This window comes from Micromonospora sp. NBC_01699 (assembly GCF_036250065.1).
GTDB lineage: Bacteria > Actinomycetota > Actinomycetes > Mycobacteriales > Micromonosporaceae > Micromonospora_G.
Genome location: NZ_CP109199.1, coordinates 6,394,306 through 6,420,060 on the forward strand (window position 1 = coordinate 6,394,306; position 25,755 = coordinate 6,420,060).

General features: G+C 70.0%; 24 protein-coding genes and 1 pseudogene. 10 read left to right on the plus strand and 15 right to left on the minus strand.

The window, feature by feature from the left end:
- From OG792_RS25915 to OG792_RS25935, 5 genes are all read right to left on the minus strand, one after another.
- Nucleotides 1-780 carry an ABC transporter permease gene (locus tag OG792_RS25915; RefSeq protein ID WP_329103153.1) on the minus strand — a complete coding sequence of 260 codons (780 nt, stop codon included), beginning with the start codon at nt 778-780 and terminating at the stop codon, nt 1-3.
- A gap of 87 nt (nt 781-867) precedes the next feature.
- A complete protein-coding gene (locus tag OG792_RS25920; protein WP_329103155.1) occupies nt 868-1,527 on the minus strand; it encodes an SRPBCC family protein in 660 nt (219 codons plus the stop codon).
- Nucleotides 1,524-1,925, minus strand: a complete 402-nt coding sequence (locus OG792_RS25925) for an ArsR/SmtB family transcription factor (RefSeq protein WP_329103157.1) — start codon at nt 1,923-1,925, stop codon at nt 1,524-1,526. Before OG792_RS25925 ends, OG792_RS25920 begins: the two co-directional genes overlap by 4 nt.
- Nucleotides 1,926-1,964: 39 nt before the next feature.
- Complete coding sequence (locus tag OG792_RS25930; RefSeq protein WP_329103159.1) at nt 1,965-3,134, minus strand: low temperature requirement protein A; 1,170 nt, start codon at nt 3,132-3,134, stop codon at nt 1,965-1,967.
- A 115-nt stretch (nt 3,135-3,249) separates the two neighbouring features.
- Entirely contained in the window at nt 3,250-3,642 is a 393-nt protein-coding gene (locus tag OG792_RS25935) for a hypothetical protein (protein WP_329103161.1), read from the minus strand.
- Nucleotides 3,643-3,946: 304 nt separating this feature from the next.
- Between OG792_RS25935 and OG792_RS25940 the strand changes: the two genes are divergently transcribed.
- Entirely contained in the window at nt 3,947-4,393 is a 447-nt protein-coding gene (locus tag OG792_RS25940) for a hypothetical protein (RefSeq protein WP_329103163.1), read from the plus strand.
- Nucleotides 4,394-4,535: 142 nt separating this feature from the next.
- Here the strand turns inward: OG792_RS25940 and OG792_RS25945 are convergent.
- Nucleotides 4,536-4,619: pseudogene (locus OG792_RS25945) on the minus strand (DUF397 domain-containing protein); the annotation flags it as partial.
- A 422-nt stretch (nt 4,620-5,041) separates the two neighbouring features.
- Between OG792_RS25945 and OG792_RS25950 the strand changes: the two are divergent.
- Entirely contained in the window at nt 5,042-5,380 is a 339-nt protein-coding gene (locus tag OG792_RS25950) for a winged helix-turn-helix transcriptional regulator (protein WP_329103164.1), read from the plus strand.
- Between the two features lie 89 nt (nt 5,381-5,469).
- Here the strand turns inward: OG792_RS25950 and OG792_RS25955 are convergent, their stop codons facing one another.
- Nucleotides 5,470-6,402: an ABC transporter ATP-binding protein gene (locus OG792_RS25955; RefSeq protein ID WP_329103166.1), complete on the minus strand. Its 933-nt coding sequence runs from the start codon at nt 6,400-6,402 to the stop codon at nt 5,470-5,472.
- Nucleotides 6,403-6,734: 332 nt separating this feature from the next.
- Here OG792_RS25955 and OG792_RS25960 point away from each other — a divergent pair, with 332 nt between their 5' ends.
- A complete protein-coding gene (locus tag OG792_RS25960; protein ID WP_329103168.1) occupies nt 6,735-7,784 on the plus strand; it encodes a sugar phosphate isomerase/epimerase family protein in 1,050 nt (349 codons plus the stop codon).
- Nucleotides 7,785-7,881: 97 nt separating this feature from the next.
- On the opposite strand, the gene OG792_RS25965 is transcribed toward OG792_RS25960, so the two are convergent.
- Nucleotides 7,882-8,421 carry a hypothetical protein gene (locus OG792_RS25965; protein WP_329103170.1) on the minus strand — a complete coding sequence of 180 codons (540 nt, stop codon included), beginning with the start codon at nt 8,419-8,421 and terminating at the stop codon, nt 7,882-7,884.
- Between the two features lies 1 nt (nt 8,422).
- Complete coding sequence (gene dnaG, locus OG792_RS25970) at nt 8,423-10,291, minus strand: DNA primase (protein ID WP_329103172.1); 1,869 nt, start codon at nt 10,289-10,291, stop codon at nt 8,423-8,425.
- A 157-nt stretch (nt 10,292-10,448) separates the two neighbouring features.
- On the opposite strand from dnaG, the gene OG792_RS25975 reads away from it, so the two are divergent.
- Together OG792_RS25975 and OG792_RS25980 are read left to right on the plus strand one after the other, a co-directional pair.
- Nucleotides 10,449-11,342: an NAD-dependent epimerase/dehydratase family protein gene (locus tag OG792_RS25975; protein WP_329103174.1), complete on the plus strand. Its 894-nt coding sequence runs from the start codon at nt 10,449-10,451 to the stop codon at nt 11,340-11,342.
- 15 nt (nt 11,343-11,357) lie between these two features.
- Complete coding sequence (locus OG792_RS25980) at nt 11,358-12,560, plus strand: low temperature requirement protein A (RefSeq protein ID WP_329103176.1); 1,203 nt, start codon at nt 11,358-11,360, stop codon at nt 12,558-12,560.
- Between the two features lie 4 nt (nt 12,561-12,564).
- Here the strand turns inward: OG792_RS25980 and OG792_RS25985 are convergent, their stop codons facing one another.
- The 4 genes from OG792_RS25985 to OG792_RS26000 form a co-directional block, all read right to left on the minus strand.
- Entirely contained in the window at nt 12,565-13,404 is an 840-nt protein-coding gene (locus tag OG792_RS25985; RefSeq protein WP_329103178.1) for a siderophore-interacting protein, read from the minus strand.
- An 81-nt stretch (nt 13,405-13,485) separates the two neighbouring features.
- On the minus strand, nt 13,486-14,514 hold the full coding sequence (locus OG792_RS25990) for an alpha/beta hydrolase (protein WP_329103180.1): 1,029 nt from the start codon (nt 14,512-14,514) through the stop codon (nt 13,486-13,488).
- A 93-nt stretch (nt 14,515-14,607) separates the two neighbouring features.
- The gene (locus tag OG792_RS25995) at nt 14,608-15,837 is read right to left on the minus strand and encodes a deoxyguanosinetriphosphate triphosphohydrolase (protein WP_442932502.1); all 1,230 of its coding nucleotides are present in this window, start codon (nt 15,835-15,837) and stop codon (nt 14,608-14,610) included.
- Nucleotides 15,838-15,920: 83 nt separating this feature from the next.
- Entirely contained in the window at nt 15,921-16,283 is a 363-nt protein-coding gene (locus tag OG792_RS26000; RefSeq protein WP_329103185.1) for a VOC family protein, read from the minus strand.
- A 501-nt stretch (nt 16,284-16,784) separates the two neighbouring features.
- Here OG792_RS26000 and OG792_RS26005 point away from each other — a divergent pair.
- Entirely contained in the window at nt 16,785-17,291 is a 507-nt protein-coding gene (locus OG792_RS26005; RefSeq protein WP_329103187.1) for a roadblock/LC7 domain-containing protein, read from the plus strand.
- A 39-nt stretch (nt 17,292-17,330) separates the two neighbouring features.
- Here OG792_RS26005 and ppdK read toward each other — a convergent pair whose 3' ends face one another.
- Nucleotides 17,331-20,066 (minus strand): pyruvate, phosphate dikinase, encoded by a 2,736-nt coding sequence (ppdK, locus tag OG792_RS26010; protein WP_329103189.1) that lies wholly within the window; start codon nt 20,064-20,066, stop codon nt 17,331-17,333.
- A 237-nt stretch (nt 20,067-20,303) separates the two neighbouring features.
- Between ppdK and OG792_RS26015 the strand changes: the two genes are divergently transcribed.
- Both OG792_RS26015 and OG792_RS26020 read left to right on the plus strand, forming a co-directional pair.
- Complete coding sequence (locus tag OG792_RS26015; protein ID WP_329103191.1) at nt 20,304-22,082, plus strand: beta-N-acetylhexosaminidase; 1,779 nt, start codon at nt 20,304-20,306, stop codon at nt 22,080-22,082.
- 220 nt (nt 22,083-22,302) lie between these two features.
- The gene (locus tag OG792_RS26020; RefSeq protein WP_329103193.1) at nt 22,303-22,743 is read left to right on the plus strand and encodes a MarR family winged helix-turn-helix transcriptional regulator; all 441 of its coding nucleotides are present in this window, start codon (nt 22,303-22,305) and stop codon (nt 22,741-22,743) included.
- Between the two features lie 110 nt (nt 22,744-22,853).
- Here OG792_RS26020 and OG792_RS26025 read toward each other — a convergent pair whose 3' ends face one another.
- The gene (locus OG792_RS26025; protein WP_329103196.1) at nt 22,854-23,531 is read right to left on the minus strand and encodes a YoaK family protein; all 678 of its coding nucleotides are present in this window, start codon (nt 23,529-23,531) and stop codon (nt 22,854-22,856) included.
- A gap of 339 nt (nt 23,532-23,870) precedes the next feature.
- On the opposite strand from OG792_RS26025, the gene OG792_RS26030 reads away from it, so the two are divergent.
- Together OG792_RS26030 and OG792_RS26035 are read left to right on the plus strand one after the other, a co-directional pair.
- On the plus strand, nt 23,871-24,227 hold the full coding sequence (locus OG792_RS26030; RefSeq protein ID WP_329103198.1) for a PadR family transcriptional regulator: 357 nt from the start codon (nt 23,871-23,873) through the stop codon (nt 24,225-24,227).
- Nucleotides 24,224-25,180, plus strand: a complete 957-nt coding sequence (locus OG792_RS26035; protein WP_329103200.1) for a hypothetical protein — start codon at nt 24,224-24,226, stop codon at nt 25,178-25,180. Before OG792_RS26030 ends, OG792_RS26035 begins: the two co-directional genes overlap by 4 nt.
- Nucleotides 25,181-25,755 lie beyond the last annotated feature (575 nt).

Below are 25,755 nucleotides of genomic sequence, written 5' to 3' on the forward strand. Positions count from 1 at the left end.
CTAGATCACGAGCCGGCGGCGGAACGCGACCACGGCCAGCAGCCAGCCGCCGATCACCCAGGCGGCGAGGTAGAGCAGGTGCCCGGTGATCGACCACTGCGGCGCGATGCCGAGGGTCGCGGCCCGGCACAGGTCCACGCCGTGCCAGAGCGGTGAGACGTATGCCGCCCAGCGCAGCCCGACCGGCAGCGACTCGACCGGGAAGAAGACCCCGGCGAACAGCGTCATCGGGATGATCGCGAACCGGAACAGGATCGCCAGGTAGCTGTCGCTGCGGACCCAGGCGGCGTAGGCGAAGACGGGGGTGGCCACGGACAGCCCGATCAGCACCACCAGCGGCAGGGTGGCCAGCGCCCAGACCGAGTGCAGCGCGCCGAAGACCGCCGCCACCAGCAGGAACGCGGCACTGCTGGCGAGCACCCGGAACGCCACGAAGGCCACGTGTCCGCCCAGGATGTCGGGCACCCGCAGCGGCGCGGCGATCTGGGCGAAGTAGCTCTTGATCCAGTTGAAGCCGCTCAGCACCGGCCAGGTCGCCTCGCCGACCGCCACCTGGAGCGCGGTCGAGGCGATCAGGCCGGGCACGAGGAAGTCGAGGTAGTCGACGCCGTCGACGCCCTGCGTGACGTAGGCACCGACGCCGAGCCCGAAGCCGACCATGGTCAGCAGCGGCAGCACAAACGACGAGACCGCGCTGGACCGCCAGGTCCGCCGATAGTCGGCCAGGTGATATTCGAGTACGGCCAGCGCCGCCGCCGGCCCACTCGCTGGCCACCGCATCACGTCAGCCTCCGCACAGCTCGGCGGTACGACCCGGTCGTCGTACCGCCGGAACTGTACGGCCAGCCCCGGACATTTTCGCCGTGTTTATCGCGGCTCGGTGCCGGCCTCCGGCACGCCGGTGTAGAAGCCGGTCGTACGGGCGGCGGCCTCGGTCGCCTCGGCCGGGTCGGTGCCGGCCTCGATGCTCGCGTCGCGCCAGCGCTCGCTGCTGCGGGTGAAGAACTCCCGGCCCTCGTCGGAGGCGGACCACGCCTGCACCGCGCCCCGGTCCACGGGTGCGTCGCCGCCTGCCGCGAGGTACAGGCCGAGACCCATCAGGGCGCCGTCCCAGCCGACGCCGGTGGCGCCCGGACCGTACTGGCGCCACAGGTCGTCGTCGACGTGGGCGACGTGTTCCAGCTCGAACCGGGTGCCGCCGGTCGGCTCACTGTCCAGCCGGACCTCGATCCAGCTCACCTGGCCGCCGAACTCCCAGGTGGCGGCGAAGCCCTTGGGCGGGTCGCAGCGTTCGACGATGCCACCGGCGTTGCCTTCGAGCTGGTAGCGACCGCCGAGCCGCAGGTCACCGGTGACGGGCAGGAACCACCGGGCGATCCGCTCGGGCTTGGTGCAGGCGTCCCAGAGGTCTTCGAGGGTGGTGTCGTAGACCTGGCTGATGGTCTGTACGCGCGCCTCCCCCGCCTCCAGCACGCGCCTGCCGACCTGCCGTTGTACGGCGTTGATCTGCTGGTTCACATCGATCATGGGTCTTTCCTCTGCTCTGTCGGGTTGTCCGGGGACGGGTCCCCGCCGGTTGGCTGCGTCTCGGGTGGGTGCAGGCGGCGCTCCCGTTTGCCCCGGGCCACCTCGGTCGCGAGCGCGGCCAGGTGCGGGGTCCAGAACCGGCGGAAGCGGTCCAGCCACACGTCGACGTCCCGCAGGGGTTCGGAGTTCACCGCGTAGAGCCGGCGGGTGCCCTGTGGTCGTACGGTCGCGAAGCCGTGCTCGCGGAGCACCCGGAGGTGCTGCGAGACGGCCGGCTGGCTGATCCCGAACTCGTCGGAGATCACCGTGGTGATCGCACCGGAGGTCAGCTCGCCCTCGGCGAGCAGTTCGAGGATCCGCCGCCGCACCGGATCCCCGAGTACGTCGAACGCGTGCACGCGGCGAAGCTATCAGGCGTCGCTTATATAAGTCAAAGCTTAGTCATCTTCGTCGGACCTCTCGTCCCGCCGGATGAGGAGGATGTCGACGGCGATGGCTCCGGCGAGGGCGACGCTGGTGATCGCCGAGACGCCGATCGGGGGCAGCCTGAGCAGAACGGGCACCAGGCCACCGAGGATGCCCAGCCCGACCAGCCCCGGCCACGGCAGCCGTCGGAACACCGCCACGTGGAACATGAACCGGCCGACGAGGAAGAGTGCCGCGCCACCCACGATCAGCATCACCCATCGCTCGTCGGCCCCGGTCGTCGGCTCGGTGATCAGCACCTCGTTCCCGACGGCGGTGAGCAGCGCCCCCGCGAGCACCACCGCGTGGCAGAACGCGACCGACACCGCCATCCGGGGCCGGTTCTGGTCGAGGATGCCGCCGATCCGCAGACCCCCGGGGACCAGGTAACCGCGCCACAGCAGCACCACGGTGAGGAAGGAGAGCGCGAACGCGACGGTCGTCGCCGGACGGATCCCGGTGCTCGCGTAGGCCAGCCCGTTCACCAGGACGACCTCGCCCAGGGCGATGATGAAAACCTGCTGGTACCGCTCGGACAGGTGCTCGCCGACGTTGCGAAGATTCTCGTCCGGCACCTTCCCGAGCCACGGCGTCGGCCAGCCGAGCCAGGCGATTCCGTAGTCGATGCCGAGCGCGATCAACCACAGCACCACCCGCGCCGTACCCGGCACGAACGCGCCGACCAGCCAGGGCACGGCGGAGACGGCGAACCAGATCGCGACCAGCAGCGAACGGCGTTGCAGCGGGTGCCCACGCAGCAACGACAGCAGCAGGGCACCCCGGCCGAGATGCACGAAGACGTACGCGCCGGCGAAGATCAGCCCGTGCGGCCCGAACGCGGTCGGCACCGCGGCCGACATCACGAGGCCCACGAACATGACGCTGAGTACGAGTCCCCGGATCACCGGCTCGTTGGGGTTGTACCAGTCCGTCGACCAGGCGGTGGCGATCCAGATCCAGTAGATGCCGGCGAACAGGATCAGCGTCTGGAGCAGATTGATCCAGGAGAGGTTGTCGAACAGTCGCCGCGTCAGCAGGTTGAGCGCGAAAATGAAGGCCAGGTCGAAGAAGAGTTCGAGCGCGGACGCCTGGTGCGGATGCTCTCGCTTGCGGAACAGCCTCGCCGCCTGGTGACCCGCCACCAACCCGTCCGCCTCACCTCATCCACCGCCGATATTCGTACCACGCGGTGATGGACGGGTGGGGCGTTTCGGCCGGGCGCCAGGATGGCGGACGACCCTGGCGACGTGGCGCGGATCAGCGGCCGAACACGAGGTAGAACGCCAGGGCGAAATTGCTGGTCAGGACGATCGAGCCGACGACGATAAGCCATCGCTGCCAGGCCGCCCACCGACTCGTCTCCCCGGCGCGAATTTCATTCGCCTTCTCCATCAGGGCGGCGGCGACCGTGACCACGACCTTATCCCGTTCTTCGGCATCGCGCCGATCAGAGGTCACGTTGGCGCTGAACATCGTGACGTTCGCGCGCAACTCGTCGGTGAGGCTGCGCAACGCACCCGTCATCGAGTCGATCGAACCGTTTATCTTCCGGAAATGGTCATCATGACCCTGTAGACGCTGCTCGACCCGTCCCGCGATCATCCCACGGTTGTACGCCTCATCTTCACCCGACGAACCCGTCACCGTCATGTCTTCATCTGCGCTCGTCGGTACTGACCGTCCACGAACATCCTGCGCACGATCATCAGGGAACTCTCACTTCCGTTCATGCGGTCGAGCCGTTGACCATCTCACCTTCGACCGACGTCAATCAGGGCCTCATCTTCCCAGGTCAGAGGGCATTTAACTAGCGGGTAGCCGACTGTTCGCCGGCCGCATCACCGCCCCGCAGGAACGTCGCGGGCAACCGCGATCGGCGCGTGCGTGGGCCGAGTCGGGTATCCGTCCAATGCTGACGATCGATCGGACCGGGGCGGCTTCGTAACATGGCGGAGTGCGTACCCTGTTGCGATCTTTGCTCGTAGCCACGCTGCTGACGATGGCCGCCATCGGCGTCGCCCCCGGCGCGGCGAGCGCCGATCCGGTCAACATCTGTGGCAACCAGGCGGTGCCGGCCGGCTGGGTCGTCATTTCCGTGCGGACGAGTGCCGGTTGCGGCGGCGGCACCCTGAACCAGCGCACCATCAAGACGCCCGGCGCGATCGAGAACGTCTGCCTGAGTTCCGCCATTCCCTCCGGCTACGTCGTGGTGGCCCAGCAAACCAACAGCGTCTGTGGCGGCTCGCCCCTCAACCAACGAACCATCAAGATCCCCGGCGCGGTCGAATACGTCTGCCAGAGTTCGCCGATCCCGCCCGGCTATGTCGTCGTCTCCAGCCACACCAGCACAGTGTGCGGCGGCAGCCCACTCAACCAACGCCGGATCACCCGGGTCGGCTGAGCCCCCCATCGATCGAGACTCACCTCGCCCCGCCGATCTCGTCGACGATCTTGCACTTGTGGCGCCCGGATTGGGGCCCTCATCCGGATTTGTTCACCACCACAAGTGCAAGATCGTCGCGCCGCCTGGTGTGCGGTGCGGTCAGGTTGTCCGCCACCTCGACACAGTCACCGCCACTGGAGTTACTACGGGTGGACTTGCGCCAGTGGGCACCGGTCAGATCCATGGGTTCTATTTCCGGCTCGGGATCGAGCGACTGACACATCGACAGCCGTCATCCACTCTCACACTTGAACGCGGAGACAATCAGGGGTCGGAACGGCTCGGACCAGACAAACGGCCGGCGCCCGCCCTGCCCGGTTGAGGGACGGGGCAGGCGCCGACCGTAGGTCGAGAGTGGGTTACGGGCGGTGTGGGCCACTTCCGCGATCGGGCGGCGGCGGAGTTGGACGGGCTCATGCGGGAGCAGATCGATGCTCGTTTTCTCGGTTGGATCGCCGAGCCGTCGTTCCGGCGGCGGGGGCTTCGCTCGATCTGACGGTCGACGCGCGCCGAGCTGTCGGCGGGGCGGCGCCGACAGCAGGTCCGCGCGCGTGGATCATGCGGACGGAGTGAACTCGGGGCGGCGGGACCGCGTAGCCTGCGGCTGTGACCAGTAGCCGTAGTTATGGAGATCCGTCCGGCATTGCCCGTGGCCTGGACGTGGTCGGCGAGCGGTGGGGACTGCTGGTGGTGCGCGACCTGCTGCCCGGCCCGAAGCAGTTCCCCGACCTGCTCGCCGGCCTGCCCGGCATCAGCCCCAACGTGCTCAGCAAACGCCTCCGCGAACTGGTCGAGTTCGAGGTGGTCGAATACCGCGACCTCCCCGCCCCCGACTCCGTACGCCTGTACGAACTAACCCCCTGGGGCCACCAGCTAGCCCCCGTCCTCCGCGAACTCGACCGCTGGGGCCAACGAGCCCCCCTCCCCCCGCCAATCCCTCGTTGATCATGAAGTTAGCGCGGTTTTCGGGCGAAAATCGGTCGCTAACTTCATGATCAACGCCAGGTGGGGTGGGGTGGGGGTGGGGGTGGGGGTTAGTCGATGAGGGTGCGGCCGGTTAGGTGGAGGAAGACGTCTTCCAGGCTGCTGCGGCGGGCCAGGGAGCTGGATGGGAGTAGGGCGCGGTTGTGCACCTCGCTGAGGGCAGCGTCGCCGTTGTCGACGTAGAGCAGGATGCGGTCGGGTAGGACCTCGATGCGCTCGGCGATGCCGGACAGCTTGCCGGCGAACTCCTCCTGCGACCGGGTCGGGAAGCGCAGCTCCACCACCTCGCGGGTGGAGTAGCGCTCGATCAGCTCGCGGGGCGAGCCCTCGGCGACGATCTTGCCGCCGTCCATCACCACCAGGCGGTCGCAGAGCTGCTCGGCCTCGTCCATGTAATGGGTGGTGAGCACCAGCGTGACGCCCTGCTGCTTGAGCCGGAACAGCCGCTCCCAGACCAGGTGCCGGGCCTGCGGGTCGAGCCCGGTGGTCGGCTCGTCCAACAGCACTATCTCGGGCTCGTTGACCAGGGCACGGGCGATGGTGAGCCGGCGCTTCATACCGCCGGAGAGCGGCTCGACCTTGCTGTTGGCCCGCTCGGTGAGCTGGACGAAGTCGAGCAGCTCGACGGAACGCTCGCGGGCGACCCGGCGCGGGATGCCGAAGTAGCGGGCGTAGGTGGTGAGGTTCTCCCGCACGGTCAGCTCGGGATCGAGGTTGTCCGTCTGCGGGCAGACGCCGAGCCGGGCCCGGATCGCCGGGCCGTCGCGCAACGGGTCCATGCCGAGGATGCGCAACTCGCCGCCGCTGGGCGGGGAGACACAGCCGACCATGCGCATGGTCGAACTCTTGCCGGCGCCGTTGGGGCCGAGGAAGCCGAACGCCTCACCGCGCCGCACCTCCACGTCGATCCCATCGACGGCGGTAAAATCGCCGAACCGCTTGACCAGTCCGCGAGCTTGGATGAGAGGTTGTTCCGTGGCCACGGCGACGACCCTAGCCCGGCGGTACGACAGCTCCCACCGAGTTTCCAGCAGGTTACGAATGTCATTTTCATGAACGCGACTTTGTCGCTTGCGGAGAGAAAGTTTCCCGTCAGATGACCCTTTCTTTTTGACCTTGATCGCGGGTACGGTCCGCAACAGGAGATCGACCCGCTCGGAATCCCGGACCCTGTTGGCGCAGGGTCTCCCCCGGCCCTGTTGGCGCAGGGTCCCAGGCTCTGGTGGCACAGAGCCCCGGGTCGGCTCCGCACTTCGGCGAATCGGCGCACGCCAGCACCACACCTGCCCACCGAGAGCTGAAAGGGAAGCCAACCATGGCCTCACCAGACACCACCATCCCCGCCTGGAGCCGCCGAGGGTTCCTCGGCCTGTCCGCCTGCGCCGCCGCCAGCGCGATCACCGTCGCCGGCCCGTTCAGCGGGATGGCCCAGGCCGCCGACGGCGGCGAGGTACGCGACAGCCAGGGCCACCGGCTGCCGGTCGGCAAGATCGGCATCCAGCTCTACTCGGTCCGCAGCGACCCGGCGCCGTTCGCCGACAAGCTGCCGAAGCTGGCCCAGCTCGGCTTCAAGGAGATCGAGTTCGCCGGCTACGGCACCAACCCGACCGACGCCGACATCCTGGCCATCCGCAAGCTGCTGAACGACAACGGCCTCAAGGCCGTCGGCTCGCACGTCGGCTTCGGCTCGTTCCAGACCGACCTGACCCGGCAGCTCGACATCGCCGAGATGCTCGGCATGAAGTTCGTCGGCACCGCGAACGCGCCGACCGGCAGCCGGTACAAGAACGACTGGCGGGCCGCGGCCGACGCTTACAACGCCGTCGGTGGGGCCGCGAAGGCCCGTGGGCTGAAGTTCTACCAGCACAACCACGACGGGGAGTACAACTTCCTGCTCGACACCGGGCCGCTGGACGCCAACGGCAAGCCGACCCGCTCCACCGGACAGCGCGGCCTGGAGTACTTCTTCGGCCTCACCGACCCGGAGCTGGTCTACTTCGAGATGGACATCTACTGGGCGTACCAGGCCCAGGTACGGTTCAAGACCTACGTGGACGAGTTCGGCGCCACCCGGCGGGACAACTTCGACCCGATCAAGACGATCGCCCAGAAGCAGGACCGGTTCCCGCTGTTCCACGTCAAGGACGGCCTGCTCAACGCCGAGGGCACCAGCCTCTCGATGACCGAGTTCGGCGTACCGGGCGGGTACGTGCCGTTCGAGGACTTCTTCAAGAGCCTGAAGTCGCTCGACGCGCACCACTACATCTGGGAGCAGGACAACGCCGGCTCGACCCCGGTCGAGCAGGGCGGCGTCTGGGGCGCCACCGAGCGCAGCGTGAACGCCATCAAGGCGACCCGCTTCTGAGTTCGATGGCGATCCGCGCACGGGTCGCCGGGTCCGTCGGCCGGGGAGTCCGCTCCCCGGTCGGCGGGCCGCTTCGTTTTTCGCGGGCGGTGAGCGCTCAGTCGGGCAGGGCGCCCGGATCGCCGGTGTCGCGGGCTCCGGCCACCATCGCGGCGGTCTGCTCCAGCACCGACGGCTCGTCGGTCGACGTACCGACGTCGTAGCGGACCGTCCAGCGCAGACCGTCGACACCGCTGACCCGCCGGGCGGCCACGCGTACCCCACCGCCGGCCGCCAGTCTGTGGTGCGCAGTGTACGACACCGAGGAGGTCACCCGCGCGCGTACCTGGTGCGGCACGTCTCCCGGCTCCAACAGCAGGTACGTCTCCACCGGCAGGTCGGCCACCACCAGGTAACCGTCCCGCTCGGCGATCGTCTCGGCCGGTGTGACCGCGAGTTCGCGCCCGGACCAGACCGCCTTGTTGACGTCGTGCCAGCCCAGCCGGTGCGCCCGACCCGGCAGCCAGAGCCCCCGGTTGGTCACCACCACGACGCCGTCGCCGTTGGACGTGGCCGCCCAGGAGAGCATCCGCTCGTCCCGCTCCAGCGGCGGACGCTTGTCCGCCGCCAGCTTCGGCTTCCGGTTGAACAGACCCACCTCAGAAACCTCCCGCAGCCTGCTCGCGCAACGCCCGCGCGTGCTGCTCCAACGAGAGCAGCTCACCGAAGAGCGCGAAATACTCGTCCTTGTTGGCCACCGGATTGATCCGCTGCACCTTCGACTTCAGGTCCCGGATCCGAGTGGTGACCGACGCCCACTCCAACCGGGCCAGCGTGATCGAGACGTAACGCGGGTCCGGCTCGCCGTCGATCCGCAGCGGCTCCACCGCCAACTCACCGACCAGTGCCCGCCCGCCGAGGTCGGTGCAGGCGTCCCGTACCCGTTCGATCCAGACCGCGCCGCTGGCCGCGCTCGCCGCGCCGCCGGCCTCGGTGATCGCCTCCCGGACGCCGTGGTGCATCGGGTGCAGGTAGACCTCGGGGCCGAGCGCGTCGAACATCGGCCCGGCCAGCACCGGCTCCTGGAGGGCCAGCTTCAACGCCTCCCGCTCCACCATCACCTGCGGGTTGTCCACCGCGGGCGGGGCGGGGCGGGTCGGGGCCGGGGCCGTACCGCCGGGGGTCGGCTTGGTCGGCGCGGCGGCGGCGTTGAGCACGGCCCGCTGCACCGGCTCGATCTCCATCCCGAGGTCACCGGCGAGCTTGCGGACGTACTCCGGGCGTTTTTCCCGGTCTTTCAGCTTCGCGACCAGCGGCGCCGCCTGGCGCATCGCCTCCACCCGGCCGTCGACGGTGTCCAGGTCGAACCGGTTGAGCACGTGCCGCAGCGCGAAGTCGACAAGCGGTTCGCGGCGGGCGATCAGGTCGCGGACGGCCATGTCACCCTTTGCCAGGCGCAGGTCGCACGGGTCCATGTTGTCGGGGCTGACGGCGATGAACGTACGCCCGACGAAGCGCTGGTCGTCCTCAAACGCGCGCAGCGCCGCCTTCTGCCCGGCGGCGTCCCCGTCGAAGGTGAAGATGATCTCACCGGCCACCGCGTCGGTGTCCAGCAGCAGCCGCCGCAGTACGCCGATGTGGTCCGCCCCGAAGGCCGTGCCGCAGGTCGCCACCGCCGTCGGTACGCCCGCCATGTGACAGGCCATCACGTCGGTGTAACCCTCGACGATCACCGCCCGCCCCTGCTTGGCGATCTCCCGTTTGGCCTGGTCGATGCCGTAGAGCACGTGCGACTTCTTGTAGATCGGCGTCTCGGGGGTGTTGAGGTATTTCGGGCCGTCGTCGTCGTCGAACAGCTTGCGCGCGCCGAAGCCGATCACGTCCCCGGTCAGCTCCCGGATCGGCCAGAGCAGCCGGCGCCGGAACCGGTCGATCAACGAACCGGAGCGCGACTCACGGGCCAGCCCGGCGGTGATCATCTCCTGCGCGCTGAAGCCGCGCTGCCGCAGGTGCTTGGTGAGCAGGTCCCAGCCGTCGGGGGCGAAGCCGCAGCCGTAGCGCTCGGCGGCGGCCCGGTCGAAGCCGCGCTGGGCCAGGAACTCGCGGGCCGGGCGGGCCCCGGCGGCACCGAGCTGCCCGGCGTAGAACTCGACCGCGGCGGCGTGCGCGGCAACCAGCCGCTGCTTCTGGCCCTGCTGCTGGCGTACGGGTGCGGGCCCGGCCTCGGTGTAGCGCAACTGGATTCCGGCCCGGCCGGCGAGCCGCTCGACCGACTCCAGGAACGACAGGTGCTCGGCGTCCATCAGGAACTTGATCGCGTCGCCACCGGCGCCGCAGCCGTGGCAGAAGTAGACGTTGCGCGCGGGCGACACGGTGAACGACGGCGTCTTCTCGTCGTGGAACGGGCAGAGGCCCTTGAGGTTGCCGCCACCGGCCGACCTGAGCGTCACCGTCTCGGAGATCACGTCCGAGATCGAGGTGCGCTCACGGACCAACGTGATGTCCTCGTCCCTGATCCGCCCCGCCATTCGCGCCACCCCCTCAGCGGTACATCCTGCCCTGTCGCACCGATCCGGCCCGCTTCGGGTGGCATCGGGGACGCCCGTCCGCCGCCGGGTCGGGGCTGTGGGGGTGAATCAGCCGGACCACCCATCAAGGGATCAATAGCATGGCATCGTCATAACCATGCGCATTCTGCTCACCAGTGCAAGCGGATACCTCGGCTCCGCCGTACTGCCCGCGCTGCTACTCGATGGGCACGAGGTGACCGCTATCGTCCGCAGCGACGACGCGGTCGCCACCGTCACCGCCGCCGGCGCCGCCGCCGTACGTGGCGACGTCACCGACAGCGCCCTGCTCAGCCAGTCCGCCCGCGAGTCCGACGGGGTGATCCACCTGGTCACGCCGGGCGGGCAGATCAGTGACGCGCTGGACAACTCGGTGGTCGACGGCGTCCTGGTCGGGCTGGCAGGCAGCGGCAAGTTCTACATCCACAGCGGTGGCATCTGGGTGCACGGCAACACCAACGGCGTCGCCGACGAGGGCTCGCCGTTCGACCCGCCGGAGGTCACCGCCTGGCGGCCGGCGATCTTCGACCGGGTACGCAACGCCAGCGGCATCCGCACCGTGATCATCTCCCCCGGTGTGGTCTACGGCCACGGCTCCGGCCTGCCCCGGATGATCGTCGACGGGCCGCAGTCGTCGGATCCCGAACCGGCCCTGCTCTTCCCCGGCACCGGTGACCAGCACTGGACCGGGATCCACATCGACGACGTGGCCACCCTGTACGCGGCAGCGGTCCAACGGGCCAAGCCGGGCTCGTACTACCTGGCGGTCAACGGCGTGAACCCGACCATGCGCGAGATCGCCACCGCCGCCAGCCGGACCCTCGGGCTGAACGGGCGGATCGCCCCCGAACCGCCGGAGGAGACCCGCCGTCGGCTGGGACCGCTGGCCGAGGCGTTCGGCCTCGACCAGCAGGCCACCGGTGACCTGGCCCGCGCCGAGCTCGGCTGGAAGCCGATCGGCCCGTCCCTGCTCGACGAGATCGAGACCGGCTCGTACGCGCGCCGGATCTGACCGGGCGGAGACCCGGTGCGCTGGTGGAACCTGGCGAAGGTGCGCCGCCGGGGCATCGGCTGGCTCCGGCTCGGCCTGCACGAGTCCGAACTCCCGCTCGACCAGGACGAACGGCACGCCACCTGGCTCGAACTCTTCTTCGACCTGGTCTTCGTGCTCGCCCTGGCCACCGTGCAGAACCGGCTGGACTCGCCGACCCCGCACCTCGGCGACCTCGGCGCCACCTTCGGCCTCTACGCGGTGGTCTGGCTGGCCTGGATCGGGCAGGCGTTCTACGACACCCGGTTCGACCCGGACGACATCCTGCACCGGCTCGCCGTACTGATCGGCATGGTCGGCGCCGGGGCGATGGCGATCGGCGCCGGCAGTGCCCCGCACACGCTGCTGCTGCCAGTCGGCTACATCGTCGTACGCTGCATGCTGATCGGGCTCTACCTGCGGGTACGCAACAGTGGTCCGGTCACCCACCGGCTCACCACGGTCTACCTGATCGGCTTCGGTGCCGGCGTACTGGTCTGGATCGCCTCGCTGGGCGTACCCGAGCACCTGCGTCCGGTGCTGTGGGCGCTCGCCCTCGCGATCGAGTTCGTCACCCCGTGGCTGAACCGGTCCCACGCCGCCACGATTCCGGTCGACACCTCGCACCTGCCGGAACGGATCGGCCAGTTCACCATCATCCTGCTCGGCACCACCCTGACCGACCTGCGGGACGCGATCGCCCCGCGCCCGGAGGTCGACGTGGTGGTGGCCGCCGGCATCGCGCTGATCATCCCGGCGGCGGTGTGGTGGGTCTACACCACGTTCGTGACCACCGGCCTGGCCCTGCCCCGGCTCAACGCCGGACTCGCCTACTCGTACGTGCACTCGATCCTCGGCGCCGCGCTGCTGCTGCTCGGCTGGGCACTGGGCGAGGTCGTCGGGCAGGTCAGCGTGCACGCCCACGCACTGCCGCACCGGCTGCGCTGGCTGCTCGCGCTGGGCCTGGTCACCTGGATGCTCTGCGGGCTCTGCCTCCAGTGGGTCTCGCTGGGCTACATTCCGCGCTCGCGGGCGATCATCGGGGTGTGCGGCGTCGCCCCGGTCGGTCTGATCGCGTTCCTGGTGAGTGACCCGATGACCCTGCTCACCCTGCTCGCCCTGCTGATGATCGGGTACGCGATCGCGGTCAGCCGGCACATCGTGCACCTGAACAATTCGCGCACCGCCGACCCGGCGTGACCGGTCAGCGGATCTCGCGGGCCTCCTGCTCCTCGATCTGGCGGTTCCACTCCGGTTTGACGGCCCGCCAGCCCTCGTCGTCCGTACCGAGCCGCCAGTAGCCGGAGATGGAGAGCCGGTCGCGGCTCAGCTCGCGCTCGACCCGGAGCAGGTGCCGGAGTTCCTTCACGAAGGCGGCCTCGCCGTGCACGAACGCGTGCGGCGTACCGGTGGGCAGGTCGGCCGCGCGGACGGCGGCGACCAGGGCTTCGCCGACGGCGCCGGCGCCCCGGTGCAGCCAGACGATCTCGGCGTCCGCGTCGGTGGCCAGCTTCTGCTCCTCCTGCGCCCCGGCGACCTCCACGAAGACCCGGACGGTGGCGTCCACCGGCAGCCGTTCCAGGGTGGCGGCGATGGCCGGCAGGGCGCTCTCGTCGCCGACCAGCAGGTGCCAGTCGGCGTCCGGGTCCGGGGCGTAGCCGCCACCGGGGCCCAGGAACATCACCGGGTCGCCGGTGCGGGCGCGGGCCGCCCACGGCCCGGCCAGCCCCTCGTCGCCGTGGTAGACGAAGTCGATGGTCAGTTCCGCCGCCGCCGGATCGAAGGCCCGCACGGTGTACGAGCGCAGCCGTGGCCACTGCTCCGCCGGCAGGTCGCGGCGGACCGTCTCCAGGTCGAACGGCACCGGATAGTCGACGTCCGGCCGGGGAAAGAGCAGCTTGACGTAGTGGTCGGTACACCGGCCGAGGTCGAGCCCGGCCAGCTCCGGCCCGCCGAGCACGACCCGGATCATGTGCGGCGTGAGTCGCTCGGTGCGGCTCACGGTAGCGTGGGTGACCTGCGCACGCGCTCTACGGTCCGTCATGAGGTTAGGTTAACCTAAGTTCCTCCGGCGTGCCGGCCCGAGCCCCGATCGAGGCGCGGGTCACGTCGGACCGCGGACCGTTCAGCGGGCCAGCCGGTGGGCCAGCCAGGACAGGGCCAGCGGGTAGCGGTAGTCGATGCCACCGTGGCCCGCGTCGAAGAGTTCGAACCGCACCCGGTCGTCGGGCACCCCGATCCGGGCGAGTTCGGCCCGGAACGCCTCGGTGCCGAGGTCGAGAAACCACTCGTCGCGGGTGCCGGCATCCAGCCAGACCGCGCGCAGCGAACCGACCGCCTCCCGGTGGCGCTCGACCATCCGGACCGGATCCCAGTCCAGCCAGCGCTGCCACACCTCCGGCCGCAACACCCCCGTACGCGGGTCGAACGGCAATTCGGGGGTGCCGTCCGGGGCGGCCGAGAAGCACGCCGAGCAGCCGAGCAGGCTCAGCAGCGTCTCGTCACCGGGTCTGGTGAACGACGGGCGCGACCGGAATTCCGCCCACCAGCGGAAGATGTCCTGGTCGTACTCGCGCAGGTAGCGGACCGCCTGGCCGAAGCCGGGCACGTAACACAGCTCATAGAGGGTGTCGCCGGCATGGCTGGCCAGCGCCCCGAACAGGTCCGGCCGGAGCATCGGCGTGACCATCGCGCCGAAGCCACCGGACGACTTACCGGCGATCGCCCGAGACTCGCGGTCGGCGATGGTCCGGTACCGCCCGTCCACCCACGGCACCACCTCGTCGCACAGGTACGAGTGGTACGCCCCGGTGCCGGGCGAGTCGACGAACTGCGAGCCGCCGTACGCGGTCCAGGCGTCGACGTACACCACCACGCAGCCGGGCGCCTCACCCGAGGCGAAGACCTGGTCGGCGGTCTCGACGAACGGCTGCCGGTACGGCTGTCGGTTCGCCCACATTGCCACGTGCCCGCCGTAACCCTGGATGACGTACACGCTCGGGTAGCGCGCCCGCTGGTCGTCGTCGTAGCCCGGCGGCAGGTAGACCCAGAGCGGTCGCTCGTGCGGGTCGCCGAGCGGGTTGCCGCGCAGCAGTTCCGAGGAGATGACGTGGCGTTCGAGCCGACCGGCCAGTTCGGTGTCCCAGGGCAGCATGTCCTCGATACAACCACGCCGCGACGTTTCGCATCACCCGCGCGCGGGGTCAGCCGGCGGCGAGGCGGTGGTGCCGCCTCGCCCGTGCACGGGTCAGCCGGCGGCGAGGCGGTGGTGCCAGGCGATCGCCGCCGGGTCGGTCAGCGACGCCACCTGGTCGATCACCACACGCAGCCGGGCCGAGTCGGTGCCGGCCGAACGCCACAGCGGCGCGAAGACCGGATCGAGCGCGTCCGGCGCGCGTACGGTCAGCGCGTGCACCAGTTCGGTGATCACCTCGCGCTGGCGGGCGTACCACCGGTCGGCGCCGGGGCGGCGCATGACGTACCGCAGGGCCATGCCCTTGAGCAGCGCACACTGGGCCCGGACGGTCCGGGGTACGACGAGGTCGGCGGCGTAGCGGCGCAACGGGCCGGGTCCGTACCGGGCTCGGGTGGCCTCAACCGCGGCGGCGACGAACCGGCCGGTCAGCGCGCTGGTCGTCGCCTTCAGCGCGACCTGGGCCCGGTGGCTGCCGTCGTAACCGGCCAGCGGGGTCAGCACCGGGTCGGCGAGCAGTTCGACCAGCACCACCGAGAGGTCGGCGGCAGACTCGCCGGAGTAGTTGGCGGCCACGTCGGCGCAGAGCGCGGCCCGCTCGTGCACGTCCACGAGCAGGTCCGGCAGGCGCAGGTAGCCCCGGTAGACCCCGTCCTCCACGTCGTGCACCGAGTAGGCGACGTCGTCGGCCCAGTCCATCACCTGCGCCTCCAGGCAGACCACCCGGTCCGGGGCGCCCGCGCGCAGCCAGGCGAAGACCTCGGCGTCGTCGGCGTACACGCCGAACTTGCGCTGGCCGGGCGTGCGCGGCCAGGGATACTTACCGGTAGCGTCGAGCGCGGCGCGGGTCAGGTTGAGGCCGGCGGACGCGCCGTCGGGCCGCAACACCTTGGCCTCCAACCGGGACAGTACGCGCAGCGTCTGCGCGTTGCCCTCGAAGCCGCCGCAGGACTGGGCCAGCCCGTCCAGCACCGATTCGCCGTGGTGCCCGAACGGCGGGTGCCCGAGGTCGTGCGCGAGCCCCGCCACGTCGACCACGTCCGGGTCGGCGCCGAGCCGCTGACCCATCTCCCGGCCGATCTGCGCCACCTCCAGCGAGTGGGTCAGCCGGGTACGCAGAAAGTCGTCGGTGCCGGCGGTGTGCACCTGGGTCTTGGCGGCCAGCCGACGGAAGGCGGCCGAGTGCAGCACCCGGGCCCGATCCCGCTGGTACGGCCCGCGCCCGTCACCGGTGCCCTTGGGCGGCTCGGCGACCAGCCGCTCGGCATCGCCGTCGCGGTCCACCCGCCCAGCGTCGCGGTTCACCGGCCCAGCGTCGCGGTTCACCGGCCCAGCGTCGTGGTTCACCCGCCCAGCCTGTCACCCCGTCACGGGACGGTCGACGGCGCCTGCAACACGCAGAACTCGTTGCCCTCCGGGTCGGCCAGTACGGTCCACCGGTCGCTGCGCCGCTGCCCGACGTCGACGTGCCGGGCGCCCATGTTGACCAGCCGCTCCACCTCGGCCTCCTGGTCGGCCGGGCGCAGGTCGATGTGGAGCCGGTTCTTCGTCTCCTTGCCCTCGGGCACGGGCACGAAGATGAGGCCGGGCAGTTCGTCGGCGGACCGGCGGATCTCCACCTCGTCGGGCTTCTCGTAGGTGATCCGGTAGCCGAGTGCCTCGGCCCACCAGCGCGCCAGTCGCGCCGGGTCCCGGGCGTCGACCACGAGGTTCTCCCAGAGACTGCCCACGGCAGAAACCTCCATCACGATCGGGTGGCGAAGCTTGGGTGACGACCAGGTTACGCCCGCCCGTCCGGGGCGATGCACCGCCGAGTGGACGACACTGAGCGCGGTGAATTGGTGATCCCGCGCAACCACCGATCAGACCAGAGTTGCTGTCCAATTGCCGACCGTCACGGGATGACATCGACCAATGGCCAGGTGTAGCGTGCCGTAAACAGAAGGTCACCAGCCGGCGGCGATACCGGCGGTCCGCGTGCGGCCGACCAGCCCGCAGTCCCACCCGCGACACGCGACCATCCGCGTTGCCGGCAGGCCGCGACCAGACGACGGGGCACGCCCAGCGCTGCCCACCGCGCCACCGCCACCACGGCTCCACCCCGGGCCACCGCCACCGCGCCACCACGGCACCACCCCACGCCACCGCCACCGCCACCGCGCCACCGCCACCGCGCCGGACCAGCCCGGCCGTCCGGACCCTTCGGCAGGACAGTTAAAGGAGACTTTCCCGTGGACGCTGACGCCGCCATCCGGGCCGAGTTGTACCGGCTGCGCCGCCGGCTGCCCGATCTCTCCGGCGCGGTACTCGGCGGAGTGGACGGACTCATGGTCGCCTGCGACCTGACCGCCGGTGACCCGCACCACCTCGCCGCGCTCTCCGCGGCGACGCTCGGCCTCGGGCACCGGTTCGCCCAGTCGGCCGGGCACGGCGCGCTGCACGAGTCGGTCGTACGCAGCGCCGGTGGCTGCGTGATCACCTACCCGGCCGGGGCGTACGGGCTGCTGACCCTGGTGACCTATCCGGACAGCAACGTGGAACGGATCCACCCGGAGGCACGGGCGGCCGCGCAGCGGCTCGGCACGATGGTCGACTCGATGCGGCACGCGACGACGATGACCACCACCATCCCGACCGTCGACCCGACCGCCCCACTGGCCGTACGCACGCCGATGGCCACCCTGCCGGCCGACCTCTGGGCCGAAACGGGTGGCCTGCGCCCACCGGGGCTGCACTGACATCGTCGGCAGCACAGTCCCCGGTGGACAGTCCATCGGTCAGCGGCTGTCCGACCCGGTGGTCTCGATCGCGGCGCGACCGGCCTCCAGCCGGGCGACCGGCACCCGGAATGGTGAGCAGGAGACGTAGTCGAGCCCGACCTCGTGGAAGAAGTGCACCGACTCCGGGTCACCACCGTGCTCGCCGCAGACCCCGATCTTCAGTCCGGGTCGGGCGGCCCGGCCCTCCTCGGTAGCGATCCTCACCAGTCGGCCGACCCCGTCCCGGTCGATCGACTCGAACGGGGAGATGCCGAAGATGCCCAGCTCCAGGTAACGCCAGAAGAAGGCACCCTCCACGTCGTCGCGGGAGAAGCCCCAGCCCATCTGGGTCAGGTCGTTGGTGCCGAAGGAGAAGAACTCGGCCGCCTCGGCGATCTGCCCGGCGGTCAGCGCCGCCCGGGGCACCTCGATCATCGTGCCGACCAGCACCTTCACGCCACTGTCGCCGACCACCTCGGTGATGATCTTTTCGGCCTCCGCGCGTACGGTCTCCAGCTCCTGCACCGCACCGACCAGCGGGACCATGATCTCCGGCTCGGCCACCAGGCCCTCGCGGGCGCACGCCACGGCGGCTTCCACGATCGCCCGCACCTGCATCGCGAACAGGCCGGGGATGACCAGGCCGAGGCGGACCCCGCGCAGCCCGAGCATCGGGTTCTGCTCGTGCATCCGGCGTACCGCCGACAGCAGCGCCTCCTGCTTGGCCACGTCCTGGCCGCGCTCCTGGGCGACGGCGACGTTCACCGCCAACTCCTCCAGCGGCGGCAGGAACTCGTGCAGCGGCGGGTCGATCAGCCGTACGGTCACCGGCTGGCCGTCCATCTCGCGGAAGATCTCCACGAAGTCGGCCCGTTGCAGCGGCAGCAGCGCGGCCAGCGCATCCTGCCGCTCGGTGTCGGTCCGGGCCAGGATCAGCCGCTCGACCAGCTCCCGCCGGTCACCGAGGAACATGTGCTCGGTCCGGCACAGGCCGATGCCCTCGGCCCCGAACCGCCGGGCGCGGGCCGCGTCCTCGCCGGTGTCGGCGTTCGTCCGGACCCGCAGCACCCGCCGCTGGTCGGCGTGCGTCATGATCCGGTGTACGGCCTGCACCAGCGGATCGTCCGACTCCTGCGCGTTCAGGCTGCCCTCGAAGTAGCGCACCACCTCCGACGGCGACACCGGCACCTCGCCCAGGTAGACCCGACCGGTGGTGCCGTCGATCGAGACGACGTCGCCCTCCTTCACCACTTGCCCGTGCGCGGTGAACTGCTTCCCGCGTACGTTCACCTCCAGCGCGTCGGCGCCGCAGACGCAGGTCTTGCCCATCCCCCGGGCCACGACGGCGGCGTGACTGGTCTTGCCGCCGCGCGAGGTGAGGATGCCCCGGGCGGCGATCATGCCGGGCAGGTCGTCCGGGCTGGTCTCCCGGCGGACCAGGATCACGTCCTCGCCCTGACCGGCGAGCTCCACCGCGCGGGCGGCGTCGAAGACCACCTTGCCGACGGCCGCGCCCGGTGAGGCGCCGACCCCGGCGGCCAACGGCGCGATGTCGTGTTCCAGCCGGAACCTCGGGAACATGAGCTGGACGAGCTGCGCGCCGTTGACCCGGTGCAGCGCCTCGTCCAGGTCGATCAGCCCCTCGTCGACCAGTTGCCCGGCGATCACGAACGCCGCCGCCGCGGTGCGCTTGCCGACCCGGGTCTGGAGCATCCACAGCTTGCCGCGCTCGATGGTGAACTCGATGTCGCACAGGTCGCGGTAGTGCTCCTCCAGCCGGGCCATGATGCCGAGCAGTTCCCCGTACGATCGGGTGTCGAGCTTTTCGAGGTCTTGCAGCGGGACGGTGCTGCGGATGCCGGCGACCACGTCCTCGCCCTGGGCGTTGGCCAGGTAGTCGCCGTAGATTCCCTGGGCGCCGCTGGCCGGGTCGCGGGTGAACGCGACCCCGGTGCCGGAGTCGGGGCCGAGGTTGCCGAAGACCATCGCCACCACGTTGACGGCGGTGCCGAGGTCGGCCGGGATCCGCTCCTGCCGGCGGTAGAGCACCGCCCGGTCGGCGTTCCACGAGCCGAAGACGGCGAAGATGGCCAGGTCGAGCTGTTCGCGCGGGTTCTGCGGGAAGTCCCGCCCGGTGTGCTTGCGGAAAATCGTCTTGTACGTGTCGACCAGCGCCCGCAGGTCGGCCGCGTCGAGATCGAGGTCGTCGGTGGTGTCCCTGGCCCGCTTGGCCTCGTCCAGCGCGTGTTCGAACTCCTCGCCCGGCACCTCGCAGACGGTCTTGCCGAACATCTGGATCAACCGCCGGTAGGAGTCCCAGGCGAACCGTTCGTTGCCGCCGGCCTGGGCGGCGAGCCCGGCCACGCTGACGTCGTTGAGCCCGACGTTGAGGACGGTCTCCATCATGCCCGGCATGGAAAACTTCGCCCCGGAGCGGACCGAGACCAGCAGCGGGTCGGCCGGGTCGCCGAGGCGCTTGCCCATCGCCCGCTCCAGTGCGGTCAGGTGCCCGGTGATCTGCTCGGCGAGTTCGGCGGGGGCGGTTCCGGTGGCCAGGTACGCCTGGCACGCCTCGGTGGTGATCGTGAAGCCGGGCGGCACCGGCAGGCCGAGATTGGTCATCTCGGCCAGGTTGGCGCCCTTGCCGCCGAGCAGATCCTTGAGACCCATGTTGCCCTCGGCGAAGTCGTACACGAATTTTCGTGTTTCCCCCGCTGCGGTGTTTTCCCTCGCTGCGGTTTTCCTCGATGCCACCAGGAGCCTCCCACGTACGACGCTGAACGAAGGTTCGGTTGGTCCGCGAAGGTTAAGCGAGGCCGGGGCGACCCGTCAGCATTGGGTGACAATCGGCACAGGCGTCGTCCCTGTCCGTGTTCGCACCGGTTTATGGGAGCGCTTCCACGTGCACGACCACGCATCCGAGCAGCGCTAACCTTGTACGGCACCCGTACGGCACACCCCCGGACCCGGCCGCGAGGAAGCTGACTGACGATGAGCAGTGCACCCCTGGAGTCATCCCGTACGCACCCCCCGGCGCCCCGACCGCGATCGGACGAACCGGCGGCGGACGGCACCGGGACCCGGCTCACCGACGTGATCCCCGCCCCGGTGGAGGTACACCCCAGCCCCGGCGTGCACTACCCGCTCACCGCCGCGACCGTGATCCGGACCAGTGCCGACCCGGCCGCCGGCGCGGTCGGCAACTACCTGGCCGACCTGCTCCGCCCGGCCACCGGCTACCCACTGCCGGTCACCCCGGTAGCCGCCGGCACGGCCCCTCCCCCGGCCGAGCTGGCCGCCGCCGCTCCCCCTCGCCCGACCGACCTCGCCGCCGGCACCGCCCCGACCGACGACGGCATCGCCCTGCTGCTCGACCCGGCCGCGCTGCCGACCCCCGCCGGTTCTGCCGACGGCACGGGCGACGGGTTTGCGGGTGGTTACCGGCTCGACGTGACCGCCGGGGGCGTGGTCGTCCGGGCGGCGACCGCCGACGGCCTGTTCTACGGCGTACAGACGCTGCGGCAGCTCCTGCCGGCGGCGATCGAGGGCGCCACGCCCCGACCCGGCCCGTGGCCGGTGCCCGGCGGGCGGATAGTCGACGCACCCCGGTTCGCCTACCGGGGCGCGATGCTCGACGTCTCCCGGCACTTCTTCGAGGTACCGGACGTGCTCCGCTTCGTGGACCAACTCGCCCGCTACAAGCTCAACCACCTGCACCTGCACCTCACCGACGACCAGGGCTGGCGGATCGCCATCGACTCCTGGCCCCGGCTGGCCGAGATCGGCGGCGCCACCGAGGTCGACGGCGGCACCGGCGGCTACTACACCCAGGCCGACTACCGGACCATCGTCGAGTACGCCGCCGCCCGCCGGATCGCCGTCGTACCGGAGATCGACCTGCCCGGCCACACCAACGCCGCACTGAGCGCGTACGGGGAACTCTCGCCGGACGGGGTCGCGCCGCCGCCGTACACCGGCACCGACGTCGGGTTCAGCTCCGTGGCGGTGGCCAGCGAGCGGACGTACGACTTCGTGGACGACGTGCTCGGCGAGCTGGCCGCCCTGACGCCCGGCCCGTACCTGCACATCGGCGGCGACGAGGCGTTCAAGGTCGACGCCGCCGACTACGCGACGGTGATGAACCGGGTGCAGCGGATCGTCACCGCCAAGGGCAGGACGGTGGTCGGCTGGCACCAGCTCGCCCCGGTCGACCACGTACCGGGCCGGGTGCTGCAATATTGGGGCACCACCACGAGCGACGAGCCCGTGGCAACCGCGGTACGCCACGGCGCGCGGGTGATCATGTCGCCGGGCAACCGCACCTACCTGGACATGAAGTACACCGAGGAGACCCCGCTCGGGCAGGACTGGGCCGGCCTGATCGAGGTGCGCGCCGCGTACGACTGGGATCCGGGGGCCTATCTCGACGGGGTGCCGGCGGAGGCCGTACTCGGTGTCGAGGCACCGCTGTGGACGGAGACGATCCGTACCGTGGCCGAGATCGAGTTCATGGCCTTCCCCCGCCTGGTGGCAATCGCCGAGCTGGGCTGGTCGACGGCTTCCGCACGGGACTGGGACGGATTCCGGCTCCGGCTGGCCGCCCAGGCTCCACGATGGATGGTCGGCGGGATCAACTTCTACCGCTCGCCCGAGGTCCCCTGGCCGGCTCCGGCCGACGAGGCAGCCACCGTACCGGCACCCCGCCGGGAGGTCGGCCCGGTGGACGGGAACGGGCCACTCGACGGCACCGACCGCGTCACTGCCGGTTGACCTCCTGCATCCAGAGGACCATGGTTCGTGACTCGCGGAGCCGCCAGCCCGCCGACGTACGCACCGCGGCGCAGGTCAGTCGCAGGCCGCTCGTCAGGTGGGGTGCCGGCGATCGGAGTATCCGTGGACATGGCATCCCTTCTTCGTTGGATCATCCAACGTTGGCGCCACCAACCATACAGAAATTCATTGGCCGCGCCAACGATGTATGGTGGCTGTCGTGGAAGAGACACCCGCACGCCTGGCCGGGAAGCCGAGTTGGCTGCTCACCCAGTTGGCAGTGCACGCCCACCGGTTGGCCTCCGACGGCTTCGGCGAGGTGGGCGCGCGCGGATACCACTACCGGATCCTGTCCGCGCTGGACGAGTTCGGGGTGGCCAGCCAGGCCGAACTCGGTCGCCGGTGCAACATGGACCGCAGCGACGTGGTGGCGGCGATCAACGAACTGGCCGAGCGGGGTTTTGTCGAACGGACGCCGGACCCGGGCGACCGAAGGCGCAACATGGTGACCCTCACCGCGGCGGGTGATCGGCAACTCCGACGATTGGACCGCGCACTCGACAAGGTCCAGGACGACCTGCTCGAACCCCTTCCGGCCGAGGACAGGGACACCCTGACCCGCCTGCTCAGCCAACTGCTCACGTACCACCAGCGGGCCTAGACCGGGCTCCATGGCGGGGTCGACCAGTAGGACCAGAATTCTCGGTAAGGTGGCCGGCTCCGGCGTCGCCACCGGCCAGGAGCGGGCCCGGAGGGGCGCGGCACCGCCGGTCAGTGCCAGTCGTCCGCACGGGGACGAGTGGCGGCCATCTTGGCGGCCATCCCGTACCCGACCAGCAGCAGCGCGGCCAGCCACAACGGCGCGGGCAGGGCCAGCCAGCGCAGCAGGGCGGCACCCACGATCGCACCGCAGAGCAACGCGAGCACGGACAGCAGCGGCCGAGGCGACAGCGGCGCATGGCCGGCGTCCACCACCAGGCCGGTGATGCTCCGGGTCAGCACGGTGGTGGGCAGACCGGGCACACCGAGACGACGAACCACGCCGTTCTGCCCGCCCATCGCCAGCCCCAGCAGCCCGAGCAGTCCGAGCTGGGTAGCCAGGTTCGGTACCCCGACGACGCTGACCACGATCGCGGCGATGACGACAAGCCCGGCCTGTACCCCGGTGGCGACCGCCAGCAGGCGGCCCCGGTGCGGGGTCCGGTCGGCCGCCCACCGGCCGCCGAGCCGGGCGCCCAGCGCGAAGGCCGCCAATGCCAGCAGACTCGCCTCGATCGAGACCCCGCCCGTCCCGGCGATGGCGAAACCCAGAAACACCACGTTGCCGGTCATGTTGGCCACGAACACGCGGCCCAGGCCCAACAGGCTGAACGCGTCCACCAGCCCGGAGACGACGGTCAGACCGACCAAAAGCCCAGGCAGGGGCCCCTGCGGACGCCGCTCGGTCACCGCCTCAGCTTAGTGCAGCGACCGGCCCGGCCGGGCCGTGACGCGTACGGCCCCACCGCCGACGGCAGGGCGTGCGACCGGTCGTCCACCTGCATCGGACCACACTGTCATCGAATTTGAAGATGATTCAATTGCCCTGCTTCGGGCGCGGCGAGAGTGAGACCCCCAACAGACCCCGTACGCAAGGTGGGGGCCGGTCGCGGCGTTACACCCCGCCCAGCACCAGCTCGCATCGCGGCAAATGAGGATGACGATCCCGACTGGCAGTGGCGCTCTGCGTGCCGCGTATCGGATATCCAAGCTTGACCGATACGTTGTTGATCTGCTTATGTTGATGACATGACTAAGCCCTCGGCGCCAATGCGCGAGCCCACGTACTTCATCCTCGCCGCGTTGCAGGACGAACCGTTGCACGGCTACGCCATCGTCAAGCGCGCGCAGGAGCTGTCCGAGGGGCGGGTGCGGTTGACGACCGGGACGCTGTACGCCGCGTTGGACCGGCTCACCGGTGAGGAGTTGGTGCGGGTGGCCGAGGAGACGGTGGTCAACGGCCGTGCCCGCCGTACATATGAGCTGACCGAGCGCGGGTTGTCGGCGCTACAGGAGGAGGCGGCACGGATGGCCGCCGCGGCTCGGATCGTTCGAGACCGTCCCACACGGTCGATGGTTCCGACGGTGCGGACGGTGCCGGCATGACCGGCATGAGCGACCTGGAGCGGCGCTACCGGTGGCTGCTGCGTGCGTACCCTCGGGCCTATCGGCAGTACCGCGCCGAGGAGATGCTGGACACGCTGCTAGGCGTGGGGGAGTCGGACCGGAGGCACCTGAGCCTTCGGGAGTCCATGGCACTCGTGGTGGGAGGTTTGCGGGTCCGTACCGGCGTGGACCGGTTCGGGTCCCGAGCGGCGTTGCTGGACTCCGCGCTGCGATTGACCGTGTTGTCCCTGCTCGTGTGTGGCATCGCCGTTGGGGCCCAGCCCGTCGTGGTGCAGTTGTTTTTGCCTTGGATCCCCTTCGACTCTGGGAATTTCGCGGGAAGCCTGGCCATACCCGGATTGTTGCTTCTCGCGTTGGCCAGTGCGGCATGGGCTCGGTATCGCCTCGCGTTCGCCATGGCCGTCGGTGCTCTCGGCGTAAAGATCTGGTACTCCGGGTGGTACGCGGCAGAGCTAGAGATGGGGGTCGAGCAACGCCAGTTGGAACTTAAGGGGGTCCTCCTCCACCTGGCCGAGCAACTTCCGACCTGGGCCGGTCTGTTGGCGGTACTGACGATGGTCCCGCTGCTGCGATCGCGCCAACCACGGGCCGCGCTGCCGTGGCTCTGGCTTGTCGGCGTAGTGATCGTTGTGACGATCATGACGCCGAATCCGCTCAACGGATGGCAGAGCCGGTTCACGTTGTCAATTATCGTGACCGCCGGTCTGGTGGCAGCCCTTGTGGGCGCGGTGTTTGACGTCCGGATATCGATCGTGGCCAGCGGGCTCCTTCTGGTGCCAATCCTGTCCGTGTTGTCCTACCAGTCGATGAACTGGCAGCCCGAGTTTTGGGAATTGAGCATCCGGACTGTACTCCTGGGCGCCTTGGCCGGGATTTTCGCAATCAACGTCGCTGTCAGCACGGTGGCCGCCCGCCAGCATGTCGCCCTATAGGTTGTATGGTCGCTTCGCATGGATTCTGACGAAGGATCGCCGGCGACGACACCACGCCAGGTTGGCGATCGTTATGCCGTCGGCTCCCGGATCGTCGATGCTCGTGGTGGTGCTTCCGTGGACCGGCGAAGGCTTCCTTCGCGTACGGTCGATCAGCCGTCCGAGGTGTGGCAGGCCGGCCAGCATCGGCACCACTGTCGAGGATGAGGCGCTGCACCGTCCGGTCTCAACGATCGAGAGCGGTGCAGGGTGCCGCCGGCGCTACAGGAATCGCCGTAGGCTGCGGGCCAATGCACGAACTCGGCACGATCGGACGTTCTCGGACCTGGACGGGCCATCACTTACGGCTACCGAGGGTGACAGGTACTCCAGCAACGGCGCGCCCGATCGGCGGCAGATGAAGGATGCCGTTACCGGACTCCGAGTCGCGCGCCTAAACGATGCCGCCTGCATGTGCGGGTGCATCCTCGGCGTCCGGATCCCGGCGCTGGCGGCCAGGTGCTTGAGCCGGCGGGTCGCGGCGTGCCGGTCCATCCTGGTGCCGAGGGTGTTGCGCAGGATTGGGCCGTCGAATC